At 64.2% G+C, this 18,227-nt stretch carries 13 protein-coding genes; 7 read left to right on the forward strand and 6 right to left on the reverse strand.

The genetic code is table 11. From position 1 onward, the window contains the following. Nucleotides 1-56: 56 nt before the first annotated feature. Both gltX and uvrB read right to left on the reverse strand, forming a co-directional pair. A complete protein-coding gene (gene gltX / locus RHM60_RS07260) occupies nt 57-1,538 on the reverse strand; it encodes a glutamate--tRNA ligase (RefSeq protein WP_209983199.1) in 1,482 nt (493 codons plus the stop codon). 393 nt (nt 1,539-1,931) lie between these two features. Beyond that, nucleotides 1,932-3,947: an excinuclease ABC subunit UvrB gene (gene uvrB / locus RHM60_RS07265; protein WP_003234351.1), complete on the reverse strand. Its 2,016-nt coding sequence runs from the start codon at nt 3,945-3,947 to the stop codon at nt 1,932-1,934. A 364-nt stretch (nt 3,948-4,311) separates the two neighbouring features. On the opposite strand from uvrB, the gene RHM60_RS07270 reads away from it, so the two are divergent. Beyond that, nucleotides 4,312-5,508 carry an amino acid aminotransferase gene (locus RHM60_RS07270; RefSeq protein ID WP_209983201.1) on the forward strand — a complete coding sequence of 399 codons (1,197 nt, stop codon included), beginning with the start codon at nt 4,312-4,314 and terminating at the stop codon, nt 5,506-5,508. 99 nt (nt 5,509-5,607) lie between these two features. Next, entirely contained in the window at nt 5,608-5,823 is a 216-nt protein-coding gene (locus RHM60_RS07275; RefSeq protein WP_015372505.1) for a hypothetical protein, read from the forward strand. A 357-nt stretch (nt 5,824-6,180) separates the two neighbouring features. On the opposite strand, the gene ptrR is transcribed toward RHM60_RS07275, so the two are convergent. Beyond that, complete coding sequence (gene ptrR / locus RHM60_RS07280; protein ID WP_209983203.1) at nt 6,181-7,044, reverse strand: putrescine utilization regulator PtrR; 864 nt, start codon at nt 7,042-7,044, stop codon at nt 6,181-6,183. 102 nt (nt 7,045-7,146) lie between these two features. On the opposite strand from ptrR, the gene RHM60_RS07285 reads away from it, so the two are divergent. Further along, nucleotides 7,147-8,538, forward strand: a complete 1,392-nt coding sequence (locus RHM60_RS07285; protein WP_322214080.1) for an aldehyde dehydrogenase family protein — start codon at nt 7,147-7,149, stop codon at nt 8,536-8,538. Nucleotides 8,539-8,550: 12 nt separating this feature from the next. Here the strand turns inward: RHM60_RS07285 and RHM60_RS07290 are convergent, their stop codons facing one another. Both RHM60_RS07290 and RHM60_RS07295 read right to left on the reverse strand, forming a co-directional pair. Continuing rightward, nucleotides 8,551-8,856, reverse strand: a complete 306-nt coding sequence (locus RHM60_RS07290) for a protealysin inhibitor emfourin (protein ID WP_209983207.1) — start codon at nt 8,854-8,856, stop codon at nt 8,551-8,553. A gap of 28 nt (nt 8,857-8,884) precedes the next feature. Next, entirely contained in the window at nt 8,885-9,946 is a 1,062-nt protein-coding gene (locus tag RHM60_RS07295) for a M4 family metallopeptidase (protein ID WP_209983210.1), read from the reverse strand. A 133-nt stretch (nt 9,947-10,079) separates the two neighbouring features. Here RHM60_RS07295 and RHM60_RS07300 point away from each other — a divergent pair, with 133 nt between their 5' ends. The 4 genes from RHM60_RS07300 (at nt 10,080) to RHM60_RS07315 (ending at nt 14,331) form a co-directional block, all read left to right on the forward strand. Beyond that, nucleotides 10,080-11,009 (forward strand): DNA/RNA non-specific endonuclease, encoded by a 930-nt coding sequence (locus RHM60_RS07300; RefSeq protein ID WP_322214081.1) that lies wholly within the window; start codon nt 10,080-10,082, stop codon nt 11,007-11,009. Between the two features lie 546 nt (nt 11,010-11,555). After that, a complete protein-coding gene (locus tag RHM60_RS07305) occupies nt 11,556-12,569 on the forward strand; it encodes an ABC transporter substrate-binding protein (protein WP_322214083.1) in 1,014 nt (337 codons plus the stop codon). Continuing rightward, entirely contained in the window at nt 12,566-13,570 is a 1,005-nt protein-coding gene (locus tag RHM60_RS07310) for a FecCD family ABC transporter permease (RefSeq protein WP_057008049.1), read from the forward strand. The genes RHM60_RS07305 and RHM60_RS07310 overlap by 4 nt, the downstream gene beginning before the upstream one ends. Next, the gene (locus RHM60_RS07315; protein WP_322214084.1) at nt 13,567-14,331 is read left to right on the forward strand and encodes an ABC transporter ATP-binding protein; all 765 of its coding nucleotides are present in this window, start codon (nt 13,567-13,569) and stop codon (nt 14,329-14,331) included. Before RHM60_RS07310 ends, RHM60_RS07315 begins: the two co-directional genes overlap by 4 nt. Here the strand turns inward: RHM60_RS07315 and RHM60_RS07320 are convergent. After that, nucleotides 14,323-18,147 (reverse strand): response regulator, encoded by a 3,825-nt coding sequence (locus tag RHM60_RS07320; RefSeq protein ID WP_322214085.1) that lies wholly within the window; start codon nt 18,145-18,147, stop codon nt 14,323-14,325. The two genes, RHM60_RS07315 and RHM60_RS07320, sit on opposite strands and share 9 nt — an antisense overlap. Nucleotides 18,148-18,227 lie beyond the last annotated feature (80 nt).

Below are 18,227 nucleotides of genomic sequence, written 5' to 3' on the forward strand. Positions count from 1 at the left end.
AATCACTTACCAACGAAACCCCGGAAAGCCGGGGTTTCGTCACTGCCACAGAGGACTTAGCCGATAGCGCCCAGCAGCTTTTCCCATTCCTTGTTTTCTTTCTTGGAAACACCACCCAGCAAATCAAGCGCTTGGCGCAGGCGGAAGCGGGTGAGATCCGGTCCGAGAATTTCCATCGCATCGAGCACCGACACCGAGCTGGCCTGCCCGGTGATCGCAGCGAACATCAGCGGCATGGCATCGCGCAGCTTCAATTCCAGGGACTCGACCACCGCCTGAATCGTCGCAGTGATCGCGTCCTTCTCCCACTGGCGCAGGCTTTCGAGCTTCCACAGAATCAGCTGCATCAACTGGCGCACCTGGTCGCCCGACAGCTTCTTGGACTCGAACAGCTTCGCGTCCGGGTTCACGCCACCGGCAAAGAAGAAGCTGGCCAACGGAGCGACCTGGCTGAAGGTCTCCACCCTGCCCTGCACCAGCGGCGCGATCTTCATCATGTACTCAGGGTTCAACGCCCACTGCTGCACGCGGCTGGCGAATGCTTCCACCGGCAAGTCACGCAGCCACTGGCCGTTGAGCCAGGACAGTTTTTCGATATCGAAGATCGGCCCGCCCAGCGATACGCGGGACAAGTCGAAGTTGTCGACCATTTCCTGCAGCGAGAACTTCTCGCGCTCGTCCGGCATCGACCAGCCCATGCGGCCCAGGTAGTTGAGCATCGCTTCAGGCATGAAGCCCATGCGCTCGTAGAACGTCACCGAGGTCGGGTTCTTGCGCTTGGACAGCTTGCTCTTGTCCGGGTTACGCAGCAGCGGCATGTAGCACAACTGCGGCTGCTCCCAGCCGAAGTATTCATAAAGCAGGATCAGTTTCGGCGCCGACGGCAGCCATTCTTCGCCGCGCAGCACGTGGGTGATGCCCATCAGGTGGTCATCGACCACGTTGGCCAGGAAGTACGTCGGCAGACCGTCGGTCTTCATCAGCACCTGCATGTCCATGCGGTCCCACGGGATCTCGACGTCACCGCGCAGCATGTCCGGCACCACGCACACGCCTTCGCTCGGCACCTTCATGCGGATCACGTGCGGCTCACCGGCGGCCAGGCGGCGGGCCACTTCTTCTTTCGAAAGCAACAGCGCGCGGCCGTCGTAGCGCGGGGTTTCGCCACGGGCCTGTTGCTCGGCGCGCATCTGGTCCAACTCTTCAGCGGTACAGAAGCATGGGAACGCATGGCCCATGTCGACCAGCTGCTGAGTGTATTGCTGGTAAATATCGCTACGCTCGCTCTGCCGATACGGGCCGTGCGGGCCCCCAACGTCCGGACCTTCGGCCCAGGTGATACCGAGCCAGCGCAGGGCATCGAAAATCTGCTGTTCCGACTCGCGGGTAGAGCGCAGTTGGTCGGTGTCTTCGATCCGCAGGATGAATTCACCGCCGTGCTGCTTGGCAAAGCAGTAATTGAACAAGGCGATGTAAGCAGTGCCGACGTGGGGATCGCCAGTAGGCGATGGCGCGATGCGCGTGCGGACGGTGGTCATGGCAGGTCTCGAATGGGCGATATAACTGAAAATTGAAACAAGGGGCGAATGGTAACAGCCTGGGTGATATCTGGAAAACCGAGGCGCGGCTATCGGGGGCAAGCCCCCTCCCACATTTGACCGTGTCCACACATCAAGGTGGGAGGGGGCTTGCCCTAATGCCGTTCAGTTAAGGAAAATGTGTGGGCTTATTGTGGCGAGCGGGCTTGCCCCGCGTTGGGGTGCGAAGCGCCCCCATCGAGCAAAACGCGGTGTACCTGATACGGCCCAGCGCCTGGCTTTGGGGCTGCTGCGCAGCCCAACGCAGGACAAGCCTGCTCGCCACTGGGAATCCGCGCTTAACTGAACGGCATTAGGGCAAGCCCCCGATGAGGCCGGCACAACCACTACAGATCAAACAGCCAGCAACCGCTCGCGCAACTTGCCAATCTCATCGCGCGTCTGCGCCGCCGCTTCGAACTCAAGATCGCGCGCCAACTGGTACATCTTCTCTTCCAACTGGCGAATCCGCTTGGTGATCTCACTCGGCGAGCGCAATTCGTTCTCGTACTTGGCGCTTTCCTCGGCGGCCTTGGCCATGCCCTTGCGCTTCTTGCTGCGCGAGCCCGGCACGGTGGCGCCTTCCATGATGTCGGCGACGTCCTTGAACACGCCTTTGGGGGTAATGCCGTGCTCGAGGTTGAAGGCAATCTGCTTTTCACGGCGCCGCTCGGTCTCGCCAATCGCGCGCTCCATGGAACCGGTGATGCGGTCCGCATAGAGGATCGCCCGGCCATTGAGGTTACGCGCCGCGCGGCCGATGGTCTGGATCAGCGAACGTTCGGAGCGCAGGAAGCCCTCCTTGTCCGCATCCAGAATCGCCACCAGCGACACTTCCGGCATGTCCAGGCCTTCGCGCAGCAGGTTGATGCCCACCAGCACATCAAAGGTACCCAGGCGCAGGTCGCGGATGATCTCCACCCGCTCCACCGTGTCGATGTCCGAGTGCAGGTATCGCACGCGCACGCCGTGGTCGGCCAGGTAGTCGGTGAGGTCTTCGGACATGCGCTTGGTCAGCGTGGTCACCAGCACCCGCTCTTCCAGCGCCACGCGCTTGTTGATCTCCGACAGCAGGTCATCGACCTGGGTCAGCGCCGGGCGGATTTCGATCTGCGGGTCGACCAGGCCGGTCGGTCGCACCACCTGCTCGATCACCCGGCCCGCATGCTCGGCCTCATAATTGCCCGGCGTGGCCGACACAAAAATGGTCTGCGGGCTGATCGCCTCCCACTCGTCAAACCGCATCGGCCGGTTGTCCAGCGCCGACGGCAGGCGGAAACCGTACTCCACCAGGGTTTCCTTGCGCGAGCGGTCGCCCTTATACATCGCGCCCACCTGCGGCACGCTGACGTGGGACTCGTCGATCACCAGCAAGGCGTCCGGCGGCAGGTAGTCGTACAGCGTCGGCGGCGGCGCGCCGGAGTCACGGCCCGACAGGTAGCGTGAGTAGTTTTCGATGCCGTTGCAGTAGCCCAGCTCCAGGATCATCTCCAGGTCGAAGCGGGTGCGCTGCTCCAGGCGCTGGGCTTCCACCAGCTTGTTGTTGGCGCGCAGGTATTCCAGGCGCTCGGCCAGCTCGACCTTGATGCCTTCGATGGCGCCCATCAGGGTTTCCCGGGGCGTTACATAGTGGCTCTTGGGGTAAAAGGTGAAGCGCGGCAGCTTGCGGATCACCTCGCCGGTCAACGGGTCGAAGGCCGACAGGCTTTCGACTTCATCGTCGAACAGCTCGATGCGGATGGCTTCCAGGTCCGATTCGGCCGGGTAGATGTCGATCACATCGCCACGCACGCGGAAGGTGGCGCGCGCAAAATCCATGTCGTTGCGGGTGTACTGCAGGCTTGCCAGGCGACGCAGCAATTCGCGCTGGTCGAGTTTGTCGCCACGGTCGACGTGCAGCACCATCTTCAGATAGGTTTCCGGGCTGCCCAGGCCGTAGATGCACGACACGGTGGTGACGATGATCGCGTCCTTGCGCTCCAGCAACGCCTTGGTCGCCGACAGGCGCATCTGCTCGATATGGTCGTTGATCGACGCATCCTTCTCGATGAAAGTGTCGGACGACGGCACATAAGCCTCGGGCTGGTAGTAGTCGTAGTAGGAGACGAAATACTCCACCGCGTTGTTCGGGAAGAACGCCTTGAACTCACCGTACAGCTGCGCGGCCAGGGTCTTGTTCGGCGCCAGCACCAGGGTCGGGCGGTTGATCTGCGCGATCACGTTGGCAATGCTGAAGGTCTTGCCCGAACCGGTCACCCCGAGCAGCGTCTGGTGCGCCAGGCCGGCCTCGATGCCTTCGACCATCTGGCGAATGGCTTCAGGCTGGTCGCCGGCCGGTTCAAAGCGGGTGACGAGCTGGAAATCAGACATAACGTACCTCTTTCAGTCACCCCGGGCCTGTGGCCGCCAAGGACGAATAGCTCAGCAACCGGCGAATACGCTTCGCCGGCTGCAGGAAAAAATCATGATAGCTGTAGAAGTGGTGGCGAAGGCGACGGGTTTCAAGGCACTTGTCCTACATAGCGCCTGTATGGCCCCTGCACAGCCCCGGCCTGTTGAATGCCAATAAGACTAACGGTCGGCGCCTCAACCGAAAAACTTGGCCGAAAAGCCGTTTCAACGGTCGCCCTCGGCCGTGCGGGCCTCTATACTAGCTCCCCGTTTGTGCACCGCTCTAGTGCCTCCGGCCGGAGCGCGACACGTCCCTCCCTTCCCCCCATAGAGCTGCCGCAAAATGAGCCTGTTCTCCGCTGTCGAAATGGCACCACGCGATCCAATCCTGGGCCTCAACGAAGCATTCAACGCCGACACACGAACCACCAAGGTCAACCTTGGCGTGGGCGTTTACTGCAACGAGGAGGGGAAGATTCCACTCTTGCGTGCCGTTGCCGAAGCGGAAGCAATACGCGTGGCGCAACACGCGGCCCGTGGCTACTTGCCGATTGACGGGATCGCTGCCTATGACAAGGCCGTGCAAACCCTGTTGTTCGGTGACGCGTCGCCCCTGCTGAGCGCCGGCCGCGTGGTCACAGTGCAGGCCGTCGGCGGTACCGGCGCGCTGAAAATCGGCGCTGACTTCCTCAAGCAGTTGCTGCCAGACGCCGTGGTCGCCATCAGCGACCCGAGCTGGGAAAACCACCGCGCGCTGTTCGAAACCGCCGGTTTCCCGGTCCACAACTATCGCTACTACGACGCAGCCACCCACGACGTCAACCGCGCCGGCCTGCTCGAAGACCTCAACGCCCTGCCGCCACAATCCATCGTGGTGCTGCACGCCTGCTGCCACAACCCGACCGGCGTCGACCTCAGCCCGGCCGACTGGCAGGACGTGCTGGACGTGGTCAAGGCTAAAAACCTCGTGCCCTTCCTCGACATGGCCTACCAGGGCTTCGGCGACGGCATCCACGAAGACGCGGCCGCCGTGCGCCTGTTCGCCGAATCGGGGCTGACCTTCTTTGTGTCCAGCTCGTTCTCCAAGTCGTTCTCCCTGTACGGCGAACGGGTGGGCGCGCTGTCGATCGTCAGCGAATCCGCGGAAGAAAGCGCGCGCATCCTGTCCCAGGTCAAGCGCGTGATCCGCACCAACTACTCCAACCCGCCGACCCACGGCGCCGCCATCGTCGCAGCCGTGCTGAACAACCCTGAGCTGCGCGCCCAGTGGGAAGCCGAGCTGGCTGAAATGCGCCTGCGCATCCGTGGCATGCGCGAGCAGATGGTCGCCGAACTGGCCAAAGCTGCACCGGGCCACGACTTCAGCTTCGTCGGCCGCCAGCGCGGGATGTTCTCCTACTCCGGCCTGAGCGTGGCGCAAGTCACGCGCCTGCGCAGCGAGTTTGGCATCTACGCGCTGGACACCGGGCGCATCTGCGTAGCGGCGTTGAACCAATCGAACATTGGCGCCGTCACAAAAGCGATCGTCCAGGTGCTGTAAGCCGGCGGTCGTGATGAAAAAGGGGAAACCGATGGTTTCCCCTTTTTCGTGTGCAGCCCCTAGACTGAACCCCGATTGCCCTTTTGCTGTGAGAGCCCTATGAGAAACGATGACCTGGACCTTGACCTGCGCGCCGACCGCGACGAACTGCACGACTTCACCCCGCGCGCGCCGCACGCCAAGCGCCAGAAGAGCCTGGTGCTGCAAGTGGCGCTCGGCGTGTTCCTCGGTGGCCTGGCGCTGTGGCTGGTGCAACTGGGCGCAACGGCGATCATGGCCAAACTGGCCATGGGCACCTTTCAATTCGGCGGCTGATCACCAGCCCAGGCGAACTGGACCCTCTGTGGCGAGCGGGCTTGTCGTGGCGAGCGGGCTTGCCCCGCGTTGGGGTGCGAAGCGCCCCCAATCAAGCAAAACGCGGTGTACCTGATACGGCTCAGCGCCTGGCTTTGGGGCTGCTGCGCAGCCCAACGCAGGACAAGCCTGCTCGCCACAGGGAATCTGCGCTTAACTGAACGGCATTAGGGCAAGCCCCGCGTTGGGGGGCGAAGCGCCCCCCATCGAGCAAAACGCGGTGTACCTGATACGGCTCAGCGCCTGGTTTTGGGGCTGCTGCGCAGCCCAACGCAGGACAAGCCTGCTCGCCACAGGGATGGGATTGCCTGAAATAGCTCAGATTGCGCGTTCCTCCAGTAACCGCACGAAGCTGTTCAGGCTCTGGGACACGGTGCCGCGTCGCCAGATCAGCCAGGTGTTGAGCATGCGAAACCCGTCTGCCAGTGGCCATACGCTCACCGCCGCAAACCCCGGCATGCTTTCCAGCATGCTGCGCGGCATCAGCGCCAGGCCCGCACCGGCGCTGACGCAGGCCAGCATGCCGTGGTACGACTCCATCTCGAAGATCTTGCCCGGCACCGCGCCATCGTGTGAGAACCAGCGCTCAAAGTGGTGCCGGTAGGAACAGTTCGAACGAAACGTATAGATATTCTCGCCATTCACGTCCCGCCCCCGGCTGATCGGCGCATGGTGCAGCGGCGCGATCACCACCATTTCCTCTTCGAACACCGCCACGCCTTCAAGGGTCGCGTGCAGCACCGGCCCATCGACGAACGCCGCCGCCAGCCGGCCGGACAGCACCCCTTCGATCATCGTGCCCGACGGCCCGGTGCTCAGGTCCAGCTCGACCTTGGCGTACTTCTGGTTATAGGCCGCGAGCAACGCCGGGATACGCACCGCCGCCGTGCTTTCCAGCGAGCCCAGCGCAAACGCACCCTGGGGCTCCTCCCCCGCCACCGTCGCCCGGGCCTCCTGCACCAGATCGAGGATGCGCCGCGCGTAGCCAAGGAAATTCCAGCCGGCCGGCGACAGGCGCAGGCGGCTCTTCTCGCGGATAAACAACGCCACGCCCAGGTCCTGCTCCAGTTGCTTGATGCGCGTGGTCAGGTTCGACGGCACGCGATGAATCAACTGCGCGGCCGCGCTGATACTGCCCTGCTCGGCCACGGCCTTGAAAATTTCCAGCTGCACCAGATCCAAACCATTCTCCAATCGTGAACGTATTGCTTAATATTATTCACTTTCAAGAAAACATACAGCCCCGTAGGCTGGCGTCATTCACTCATTCAGCCGGACGGTGCCATGAACGCGATTTCCTCCAACACTCACGCCCTGTCGATCAATCCCGCCAATGGCGAAACCATCGGCAGCTACCCGTACGAAACCCAGGCGCAACTGGATGCCGCGCTCGACCGTGCTACTGCCGCCTTCCGCACCTGGCGCCGCCAGCCTGTGAGCCAGCGCGCCGAATTGCTGCTGGCCCTGGCCCGCGCCCTGCGTGAGCAAGCCGAAACCATGGCGCAGATGATCACCCGGGAAATGGGCAAACCCATCGCCCAGGCCCGCGCCGAAATCGAAAAATGTGCGCTGATGACCGAGTGGTACGCCGCCCACGGCCCGGCCATGCTCGCCGCGGAACCGACCCTGGTCGACAACGGCAGCGCGCGCATTGAGTACCGCCCGCTGGGCCCTATCCTTGCGGTGATGCCGTGGAACTTCCCGGTGTGGCAAGTGCTGCGCGGCGCCGTGCCGAGCCTGCTGGCCGGCAATACCTACGTGCTCAAACACGCACCTAACGTGATGGGCAGCGCCTACCTGATCCAGCAGGCGTTGCGCACAGCCGGCTTCGCCGAGGGCTTGTTCGAAGTGATTAACGTGACCCAGGACGGCGTGTCCAAGGCCATTGCCGACCCGCGCATCGCTGCTGTCACCCTCACCGGCAGCGTGCGCGCCGGCATGGCCATCGGCTCCCAGGCCGGTGCTGCGCTGAAAAAATGCGTGCTGGAACTGGGCGGCTCCGACCCTTTCATCGTGCTCAACGACGCCGACCTCGACGCCGCCGTGCAAGCCGCCCTCATCGGCCGCTTCCAGAACAGCGGCCAGGTTTGCGCCGCCGCCAAGCGCCTGATCATCGAAGAGGGCGTGGTTCAGGCCTTCACCGAAAGATTCCTCGACGCCAGCCGTGCACTGGTGATGGGCGACCCGACATCCGCCACCACCTACATCGGCCCCATGGCACGCTTCGACCTGCGCGACGAGCTGCACGGCCAGGTCCAGGCCACGCTCGCGCAAGGTGCAACCCTGCTGCTGGGCGGCCATAAAATCGACGGCGCCGGCAACTACTACGCGCCGACCGTCCTGGCCGACGTCACCGACCAGATGACCTCATTCAAACAGGAACTGTTCGGCCCGGTGGCCTCGATCATCACCGCCCGCGACGCCGAGCATGCCGTGGCGCTGGCCAACGACAGCGAGTTCGGCCTCACAGCCAGCATCTTCACCCGCGACGCGGTCAAGGCACAGGCGATCACCGACGAGCTGGAAACCGGCGGCGTGTTCGTCAACGCGTTCAGCGTCTCCGACCCCCGCGTGGCGTTTGGCGGGGTGAAGAAAAGCGGGTTCGGCCGCGAGCTGTCGCACTTTGGCGTGCGCGAGTTCTGCAACGCACAGACCGTGTGGCTGGAGCGCAAGTAACCGCACATCACCTCAAGATCGGCTGTGGCGCCTCACACACTGCACCAGCCCATCCAGCGCCTGGGACTTGACCGGCGCGAGCACGCACACCGTGTGCTCGCGTTCGCCCTCCGTGACGGTCAGGGTGTAATGCACCTGGCCCGGCTTGCCGGGCTCCGGCGCATTGCTTTGCGGCAACTTGAAGAAGTCCGACGCCTGGATCAGTTGGCGCAGCTCCTGCTGATCCGGCTCGGGCAGCGCATCCAGCTCGACGCTGCGAGGTTTGGCCAGGCCCGGAAAAAATGCCGGGCCGCCGTTTTCCTTGATCGAAATTCGCATGGCTGTTCCTCACCGCCCAGGCGGTTTGTCAGACGTTGATACCCACCGCTTTCCAGCCTGCCTTGACGGCCTTCTGCTCGTCCTTGTTGGCGCCGTAGAGGCGACCGGCCACATCATAGGTGATGCGCGCAAAACGCAGAAACCCCGAGTTCGGCCGCAGCCGTGCGTCGCGCAAGGCGTCGTACCAGATGCGACCGGCACGCTCCCAGGCAAACCCGCCGATCTTCGTCGCGACCTGATAGAACGCATGGTTGGGAATACCGGAATTGATGTGCACGCCGCCGTTGTCATCATAGGTATGCACAAAGTCATCCATATGCCCGGGCTGCGGGTCCTTGCCCAACAGGGCGTCATCAAACGCGGTGCCCGGCGCTTTCATCGAGCGCAGCGCCGTGCCCTTGATCTTTTTGGTGAACAGCCCCTTGCCGATCAACCAGTCGGCGTCCTCGGCCTTCTGCTTCAACGCGTACTGCTTGATCAGCGAGCCGAACACGTCCGACAGCGACTCGTTCAACGCACCGGACTGGTTGAAGTACATCAGCTTGGCTTCGTCCTCGGTGACGCCGTGGGCCAACTCATGGCCGATCACGTCGAGCGCAATGGTGAAGCGGTTGAACAACTGCTGATCGCCATCGCCGAACACCATCTGGGTCGAGTTCCAGAATGCATTGTTATAGGCCTGGCCAAAGTGAACCGTGGCGTCCAGCGCCATGCCGGAATCGTCGATGGAGTTGCGGTCGAACACCTCGTCGAAAAAATCGAAGGTCGCGCCCAGGCCGTCGTAGGCCTCGTCCACTGCCGCATCGCCGCTGGCGGGCTGCCCTTCACTGCGGATCAGCTTGCCCGGCAGGGTGTCGGTGCCATCGGCGCTGTAGATGGAACGGCGTTTTTCTGCGGCCATGGCCAGGGCCATGTGCGCGGTGCCCTTGGCGGGCACGGCAAGCATGCGCAGCGAGCGGAACGTGCTGTCCTTGGCGCGCGTGCGCAGTGCGATTTCGCGTTGGGCTTTATCGCCGTGGCGCGCGATCTGATCGAGCATGTACGGCGGGATCAGGCAGAAGATCGGGTTGCGGGGATGGCGAATACACATAAGCTGGCTCCCTTTTGACGTGTGATGAACTCCGAATAACCGTTTCAGGATAGTCCCGCCGACGGAAACTGGCCTAAATTGTCATGAACTTGTGTTGCAGTAGTGTTTATTCCAGGCCCGCAAGGAGCAGTCCATGCCACCCCGCACCCGCAAAATCGACCTGTCACACCGTCCCCGCCTTGGCGATCTGCGCCCGCTGGTCACGGCCAGCCCTTCCCTGCTGCAGGCGCGGGCGGCAACCCCGCGCATCACTGCCGCCAAGGACCTGAAAAACCGCACCGGCTATGCCGAGGACTTTCTTGGCGGCTTCGAAGTGCCCTGGCCCACGGTTGACCGGGCCCTGGCCGATGATCTGCAGCCAAAGCGCCTGGACTACACGCATTTTTCCATCACGATGTCGCGCTCCAGGCGCCTGGCCTTCTACGTCGGCGTCAATATCGACGGCGCGCAACACGTGGACATCGTGCGCAGCAACGACACCTGGGCCTACGACGGCCGCTTGCCCGTCGACGCCCAGGTCGGTGAGGAGCTCTACGCCGGCAATGGCCTGGACCGTGGCCACCTGGTGCGACGCCAGGATCCCAACTGGGGCGCCGAGGCCGCCACCGCCAACGTCGACACCTTCCATTTCACCAACTGCTCGCCGCAGATGAGCGGCTTCAACCAGAAGACCTGGCTGGAACTCGAAGACTATATCCTCGACAACACCCAGCGCTGGAAAGCCCGCGCCACGGTGTTTACCGGCCCGGTGTTCGGCGAAGACGACCGCCTTTACCGGGGCATCCGGATTCCCAAGGCCTTCTGGAAAGTCGTCGCCTACCTCAGCGACGATGGCAAGCCCTCAGCCAGCGCGTACATGATCGACCAGAGCCGCGAACTGGGCCAGCTCGACCTGGTGTTCGGCCAGTTGCGGACCTACCAGCGCAGCGTGCTTCAGATAGAACAGCTGACCGGCGTTCGCTTCGGCAACCTGGCCGATTACGACGGCTTCAGCAACGAAGAGCGCGCCACAGGCACGCGCATTGAAGCGCTGATTCGCGGCCCGGAAGATATTCGTTTGTGATGCACCGCCGATAGCGCACCTGCCCTGTGGCCAGCAGGCTTGCCCCGTGGCGAGCAGGCTTGCCCTGCGTTGGGCTGCGCAGCAGCCCCAAAACCTGACTCCGCGAAGTTTCTGACACACCGCATTCTTAGTTACAGGGGGGCTGCTGCGCAGCCCAACGCGGGGCAAGCCCGCTCGCCACAGGGCAAGCCCTAATGCCGTTCAGTTAAGCGCAGATTCCCTGTGGCGAGCAGGCTTGTCCTGCGCTGGGCTGCGCAGCAGCCCCAAAGCCAGACGCTGAGCCGTATCAGGTACACCGCGTTTTGCTTGATTGGGGGCGCTTCGCACCCCAACGCAGGGCAAGCCTGCTCGCCACAGGGCAAGCCTGCTCGCCACAGGGCAAGCCTGCTCGCCACAGGGCAAACCCGCTCGCCACAATGGAAGCGGTCTGCTGTTGAGAGCAGCCCCGCATCTTCCCGCCCACCCCGCCATGCACTACCATACCGCGCCGTTTCCCGGACGGGACTCATTGGGGTTTCGCCAACGGTTCAAACGGAGATTGCCCCCATGCTGCCACGCGTTACCGCCTTGATGATCGGCCTCGGGCTGTCCGTTGCAGAGGCCCACGCCGCGCCGACCCACTACCCGCTGACCCTGGAAAACTGCGGCAGCCACATCAGCTTCGCCCAGGCCCCCGTACGCAGCGTGACCATCGGCCAGGCCGCCACCGAAATGCTTTATGCCCTGGGCGTCGGTGACAAAGTGGTCGGCACCTCGCTGTGGTTCAACAACGTGCTGGCGCAGTACAAAACCCTCAACGATGGCATCGAGCGCCTGGCCAACAACGAGCCGAGCTTCGAATCCGTCATCGCCAAGCGCCCGCAGCTGGTGGCCGCCGAGCTGGAATGGGTGGTCGGCGCACAAGGCGTGGTAGGCACCCGCGAGCAGTTTCATGAACTGAACATCCCCACCTACCTGCTGCCGTCGGACTGCGAAGGCAAGGACAACCTGGTGGGCGCCGACGGCACGCGGCTGGAGCCGTTTCGCATCGACACGATCTACAAGAGCATCAGTCAGTTGGCCGAGATCTTCGACGTGCAGGCGCGCGGTCAACAGCTCAACGACGAACTCAAGGCACGCCTGGCCAAATCCGTCGCCACCGCGCAAGGCAAAGGCTTGAAGCAGGCCAGCGCGCTGGTGTGGTTCTCCAGCGCCGAGATGGCCAGCGATCCCTACGTGGCCGGCCACAAGGGCATCCCCGAATTCATGCTGCACACCCTGGGCCTGTCCAACGTGGTGCAGTCCGATGAAGAGTGGCCCGCCGTCGGCTGGGAAACCATCGCCAAGGCCAACCCGACCTTTCTGGTGATCGCACGCATGGACCGGCGCCGCTACCCCGCCGACGACCATCAACAGAAACTTGCCTTCCTGCGCAGCGACCCGGTGACCCGCAACATGGACGCCGTCAAACACAACCGCATCATCGTCCTCGACGCCCTGGCGCTGCAGGCCAGCATTCGCATGTTCGACGGCCTGGAACAACTGGCCGGCGCCATCGACGGCTACGACCTGCCCCAATGATGCGCACCCTGCTCGCCCTCACATTGCTGCTGATCGCCCTGCTCGCCGGGGTGGCCATCGGCGAAACCGCCATCGCACCGCAGGTGGTGCTCAAGGTGCTGGCCAATAAACTGTGGGCGGCCGGCTACGTGCTCGACCCCATCGACGAGGGCGTGGTGTGGAACTACCGCCTCACCCGCGCGCTGGTGGCCGCCGCCTGCGGGGCCGGGCTGGCGACCTGCGGGGTGATCCTGCAGTCGTTGCTGCGCAACCCGTTAGCCGACCCGTACCTGCTGGGCATCAGCGCCGGCGCCTCCACCGGCGCGGTGCTGGTCGCCCTGATCGGCGTGGGCGGCGGGCTGATTTCACTGTCGGCGGGGGCATTCGTCGGCGCCATGGCCGCCTTCGCGCTGGTGACCCTGCTCGCACGGGCCAGTGGCTCGGCGCGCGGCACTGGGCAGATCATCCTCGCGGGCATCGCCGGTTCCCAGCTGTTCAATGCGCTCACCGCGTTCCTGATCACTAAATCGGCCAGTTCCGAACAGGCGCGCGGCATCATGTTCTGGCTACTCGGCAACCTCAGTGGCGTGCGCTGGCCATCGGTGTGGCTGGCCGTGCCGGTGGCGGTCGCCGGCCTGATCGTGTGCCTGTGGCACCGCCGCGCGCTGGATGCGTTTACCTTCGGCAGCGACTCGGCGGCCTCCCTCGGCATTCCGGTGCGCCGCGTGCAATGCGTGCTGGTGGGCTGCGCCGCGCTGGTGACGGCGGTGATGGTATCGATTGTCGGCGCCATCGGCTTTGTCGGCCTGGTGATTCCCCACGCCGTGCGCCTGCTGCTCGGCACCGCGCATTCGCGGCTGCTGCCGGCCAGCGCTCTGGGCGGCGCGCTGTTTCTGATCGCGGCGGACGTGCTCTCGCGCAGCCTGATCAAGGGCCAGGTGATTCCGGTCGGAGTAGTCACCGCACTGGTCGGCGCACCGGTGTTCGCGTTGATCCTGATCGGCCGGAGAAACGCGCGATGAGCGTATTGAGTTGCAGCGGCCTGGGCTTCAAGGTGCGCGATGCGCAGTTGCTGCACGATATTCACCTGGAGGTGCAGGCGGGGGAAACCCTGGGCATCGTCGGGCCGAACGGCTCCGGCAAATCCACCCTGCTAAAACTGCTGGCCGGCCTGCGCACGCCCGCCAGCGGCGACGTGCGCCTGGGCGGCAAGCGTCTGGGCAGCTTGTCGCGCCGCGTCATTGCGCAACAACTGGCGGTGGTGGAACAACAGGCCGACACCGACGACGCCATCGGCGTGTTCGACGCCGTGGCCCTGGGCCGCACGCCCTGGCTGTCGGCGCTGAGCCCCTGGTCCCACGAGGACGAGGCCATCGTGCACCAGGCCCTGCACGACGTGGACGCCACCCACCTCAGCCAGCGTGCCTGGCGCAGCCTCTCCGGCGGCGAGCGCCAGCGCGTGCACATCGCCCGTGCGCTGGCGCAACGGCCACAGATTCTGCTGCTGGATGAGCCGACCAATCACCTCGACATCCAGCACCAACTGACGATCCTCAAAGGCGTGCAAGCGTTACCGGTGACCACCCTGATTGCCTTGCACGACCTCAACCAGGCGCTGACCTGCGACCGCCTCGCCGTGCTGGATCGCGGACGGCTGGTAGCGCTGGGCAAACCGCTGGAGGTGCTCACGCCACAGCGGTTGCAGGACACCTTCGGCGTGCAGGGCCATTACCTGACCGACCCGTTCGACGGCGCACAGATCCTGCGCCTGCGCTCAAGCTGACCCCTGTTTCACACAAGCCTTGCGCAAAATCTGCAGCAACTGGTGAATGGAATACGGCTTGTGCAGCAAGTCGAAGCCGTGGGTGCCTTGCTGCGCCAGCACATGGCTGTAGCCACTGGTGAGCACAATCGGCAACGCCGGCCACAACTGCTGGATCTCCTTGGCCAGTTCCAGGCCATTCATGCCCGGCATCATCACGTCCGAAAACACCACGTCGAAATCCTCGGCGGCGTCGGTCAGACACTTGAGTGCCTGCTCGGCATTCACCGCCCAGGTCGCCTGATAGCCCAGTTCCTCCAGCGCCTGGGTGGCGAAGGTGCCGACTTCGATATTGTCTTCCACCACCAGCACGCGGCCGCCCTGCCCGTCGGTGAGGAGCGCCGGCTCCAGCGGCACATCGGGTTCCAGTGGTTGCGCGGTGACCCGGGGCAGGTACAGGGTAAAGGTCGAGCCCTGGCCCAGTTCAGTACTCACCCGCACTTCGCCGCCCGATTGCTTGGCAAAGCCGAACACCTGGCTGAGGCCAAGCCCGGTGCCCTGCCCCACATTCTTGGTGGTGAAGAACGGCTCGAAAATCCGCTCCAGATGCTCCGGCCGAATGCCGCTGCCGGTGTCGCGCATGGCGATTGCAACAAAGTCGCCTTGCACCTGCGGCTGGCCGCGCAGCGCAGGGAGGGTGTCGACTGCCGCCACGGCGATGGTCAAACGGCCAACGCCCTTCATCGCATCCCGCGCGTTGACCGCCACATTCACCAGCGCCGAGTCGAACTGGCTGGAGTCGGCGTACACACAACAGTCCTGGGGCGCCAGGTCGGTGCTGATCTGGATATGGGCGCCGCACAAAGATTCCATCATTTCCACCAGCGAGGTCACGCTCTGGCTGACGTCGAAGGTCTGCGGCTTCAACGCCTGTCGGCGTGCGAAGGCGAGCAGTTGCCCGGTAAGACGCGCCGCGCGATTGACCGTGTCGGAGATGGCCGCCAGGTAACGGCTGCGCCGCACCTCGGGCAATTCCGGGCGTTCCAGCAGGTCAAGGGACGAGCGAATCACCGTCAACAGGTTGTTGAAGTCGTGGGCCACGCCGCCGGTGAGCTGGCCCAGCGCCTCGAGTTTCTGCGCCTGGCGCAGTTGTTCTTCGGCCTTGCTGCGCTCTTCCATGGCCTCGGTGATGCGCTGCTCCAGGGTTTCGTTGAGCGCCTGCATGCCCAGCTCGACGCGTTTTTGATCGGTGATGTCCTGCACCAGGCCGAACAGTTTCAGGGTGCGGCCCTGAGCATCGAGCTGCGGCGTGCTGCGCGCGAGGATCCAGCGCACCTGCTGGTCCTCGGCGCGGCGGATACGGCACTGGAAATCCCAGCCGGTGCCCTGCTCGGCCGCCCGCTTGAACGACGCCTCCACATCGGGCCGGTCCTCGGGCAACACGTGAGACATGAAGGTGTCGATGCCCCAGTGCTCGACCCGCGCGCTGTGGCCGAAAATCTGGTCATGCCGGGCAGCGCGCACCGAGCTGTCGGCGCCAATGTCCAGCTCCCATTCACCGATCTGCCCGGCGTCGATGGCCAGGCGCAGCCGCGCTTCACTTTCGCGCAACGCGGCCTCGCGCCGATTGCGCGCACGGGCCAACTGCGAGGTGACGCGCGCGATCAGGTCGCGCGCTGAAAACGGTTTGATCAGGTAGTCATCGGCGCCCGCCGCCAGGCCTTCGGCGCGCGCCTCTTCGCCGGCGCGGGCCGACAGCAGAATCACCGGGGTCGCCTGCAGGCGCGCTTCCTCACGCACCGCGCGCAACAGGCCAAAGCCATCGAGCACCGGCATCATCACGTCGGTAAGAATCAACTGCGGCAAGCGCTCGCGCGCAATCTCCAGTGCCGCCTGGCCATCGGTCGCCGTCTCCACGCGCAGGCCTTCGGCTTGCAGCAGGCGGGCGACATAGGCGCGCATGTCGGCGTTGTCATCGGCCAGCAGCACGCATTCTTCAAACGGTTCGGCGTCAGGCTCATCCTGCACCTGCGGCGCCGGCGCGTCGGGCAACCAGCCCATAGCTTCCTCGACAAAGGCGCTGACGTTGGTAGTAGAACCGTGCAGCAGCGCCGGGCTGTGCAGCGGTTTGGGCACATGGCGGCGGCCCAGCGGCAAGGTGATGGTGAAGGTGCTGCCCACTCCGACTTCACTGTTCACCGAAAGCCTGCCGCCCTGCAGGCGCACCAGCTCATCCACCAGCGCCAGGCCAATACCCGAACCTTCGAACGAGCGGCCGGCGGGGTTGTCGATCCGGTGGAAACGTTCGAACAGACGCGGCAGTTCATCGGCCGCAATACCGGTGCCGGTGTCAGTGACACTGACCTGGGCACTCGCGCCATCGGCGCCGGGTTCGACGCTGACCCGAATCTGCCCAGCCAGGGTGAACTTGAAGGCGTTGGAAATCAGGTTCAGCACCACCTTTTCCCACATGTCCCGGTCGACGTAGGCCGTGTCTGGCAATGGCGTGGTGTCGATGATCAGCGCCAGACCCGCACGCTCGCAGGCCGAGCGAAAATTGGAGGCGAGGTCGGCGGTCAATTCGGGCAGATCCACCGGCTCGTAGGATGCCTGGGCGCGACCGGCCTCGATGCGCGAAAACTCCAGCAGCGAATTGACCAGCTTGAGCAGGCGCTGGCCGTTGCGATAGGCCAGGGTCACGCGCTCGCGCTCATCGGCAGGCAGCGCGTCGCCCAGGGCCAGCGATTGCTCCAGCGGCCCGAGCATCAGGGTCAGCGGCGTGCGGAATTCATGACTGATATTGGTAAAGAAGGTAGTCTTGGCCTGGTCGATGGCAGCCAGGGCATCGGCGCGCTGACGTTCGTAGGCCCGCGCCCGCACGGTGGCCAGCGCCGCCGAGAGCGCGGCGCCCAACAGCTCGAAAAAGCCGCGGTAAATATCATTCATCGGCAGGCGCGGCGAGGCACCGGCCACCAGGAACAGCGGCGTCTGCGTATCGTCGGGCACCACCAGCGGCAACACGAAAGCCGTGAGCGGCGATTCCGGGTACGGCCCGCAGTCAATGCCGGCGAACAATGCCTCAATGTCGTCCACCTGCAGCGTGCGCTTTTGCGCGCACGCCGCGCCCAGCGGCCATGGCGCGGTGTCATCCAGGCTGATCCAGGCCGGGGATGCGGCGGTATCTGCGCCAATGCCGTCGTGCTGCACCAGGCGGTAGCCGTCGGCTTCCCGCGCGTAAAACAGCAGGAAGGGAATATCGAAGTTGAACGTCGCCAGTGTCTCGACCGTCAGCGCGATCAGCTGAGGCAAATCCTCGGCAACCGCCAGCCGGCCAGTCAGGTCACGCAGCGCACGGGTGCGGCGCTCGGCCAGGATGGTCACGGTGGTTTCGGTCACCGGGTGAAACAGCCCGCCGATACCGCCGGTTTCATCGCGGATGGGCGAGGTGGAAAAGGTGAAGAAGGTCTCTTCCAGGTAACCGTTGCGCGTGAGGAACATACGCTGGTTTTCGAGAAAGCTGGTCTCCCCTGCCAGCGCCCGCGTGAACGGCTCGCCGATGGCCGGCCAGGCGCTGGCCCAGGTCACGTGGTAACCCTCGCCCAGCGCGCGCGGGTGCGACTCGCCACACAACACCTTGTAGCCGTCGTTGTAGATCTGCGTGTTCTCCGGCCCCCAGATGATATTGATCGGGAAGTTCGACGCCAGACACAGGCTGACGGTGGTGCGCAGGCTCTGCGGCCAGTGCTCGATCGGACCCAGCGGCGTTGCCGACCAATCCCTGGACTGGATCAGGGAGGCCAGCTCGCCGCCCCCCGACAAGAAGGAATGCGTAATCACGGGATTGAACCACCAGCAGATTTAAGGGCGCGTAGTAGTCAGTCTGACCGCCGCCGACAGAAATCCTCCCATGGGTGAGT

This window comes from Pseudomonas sp. MH9.3 (assembly GCF_034354675.1).
GTDB lineage: Bacteria > Pseudomonadota > Gammaproteobacteria > Pseudomonadales > Pseudomonadaceae > Aquipseudomonas.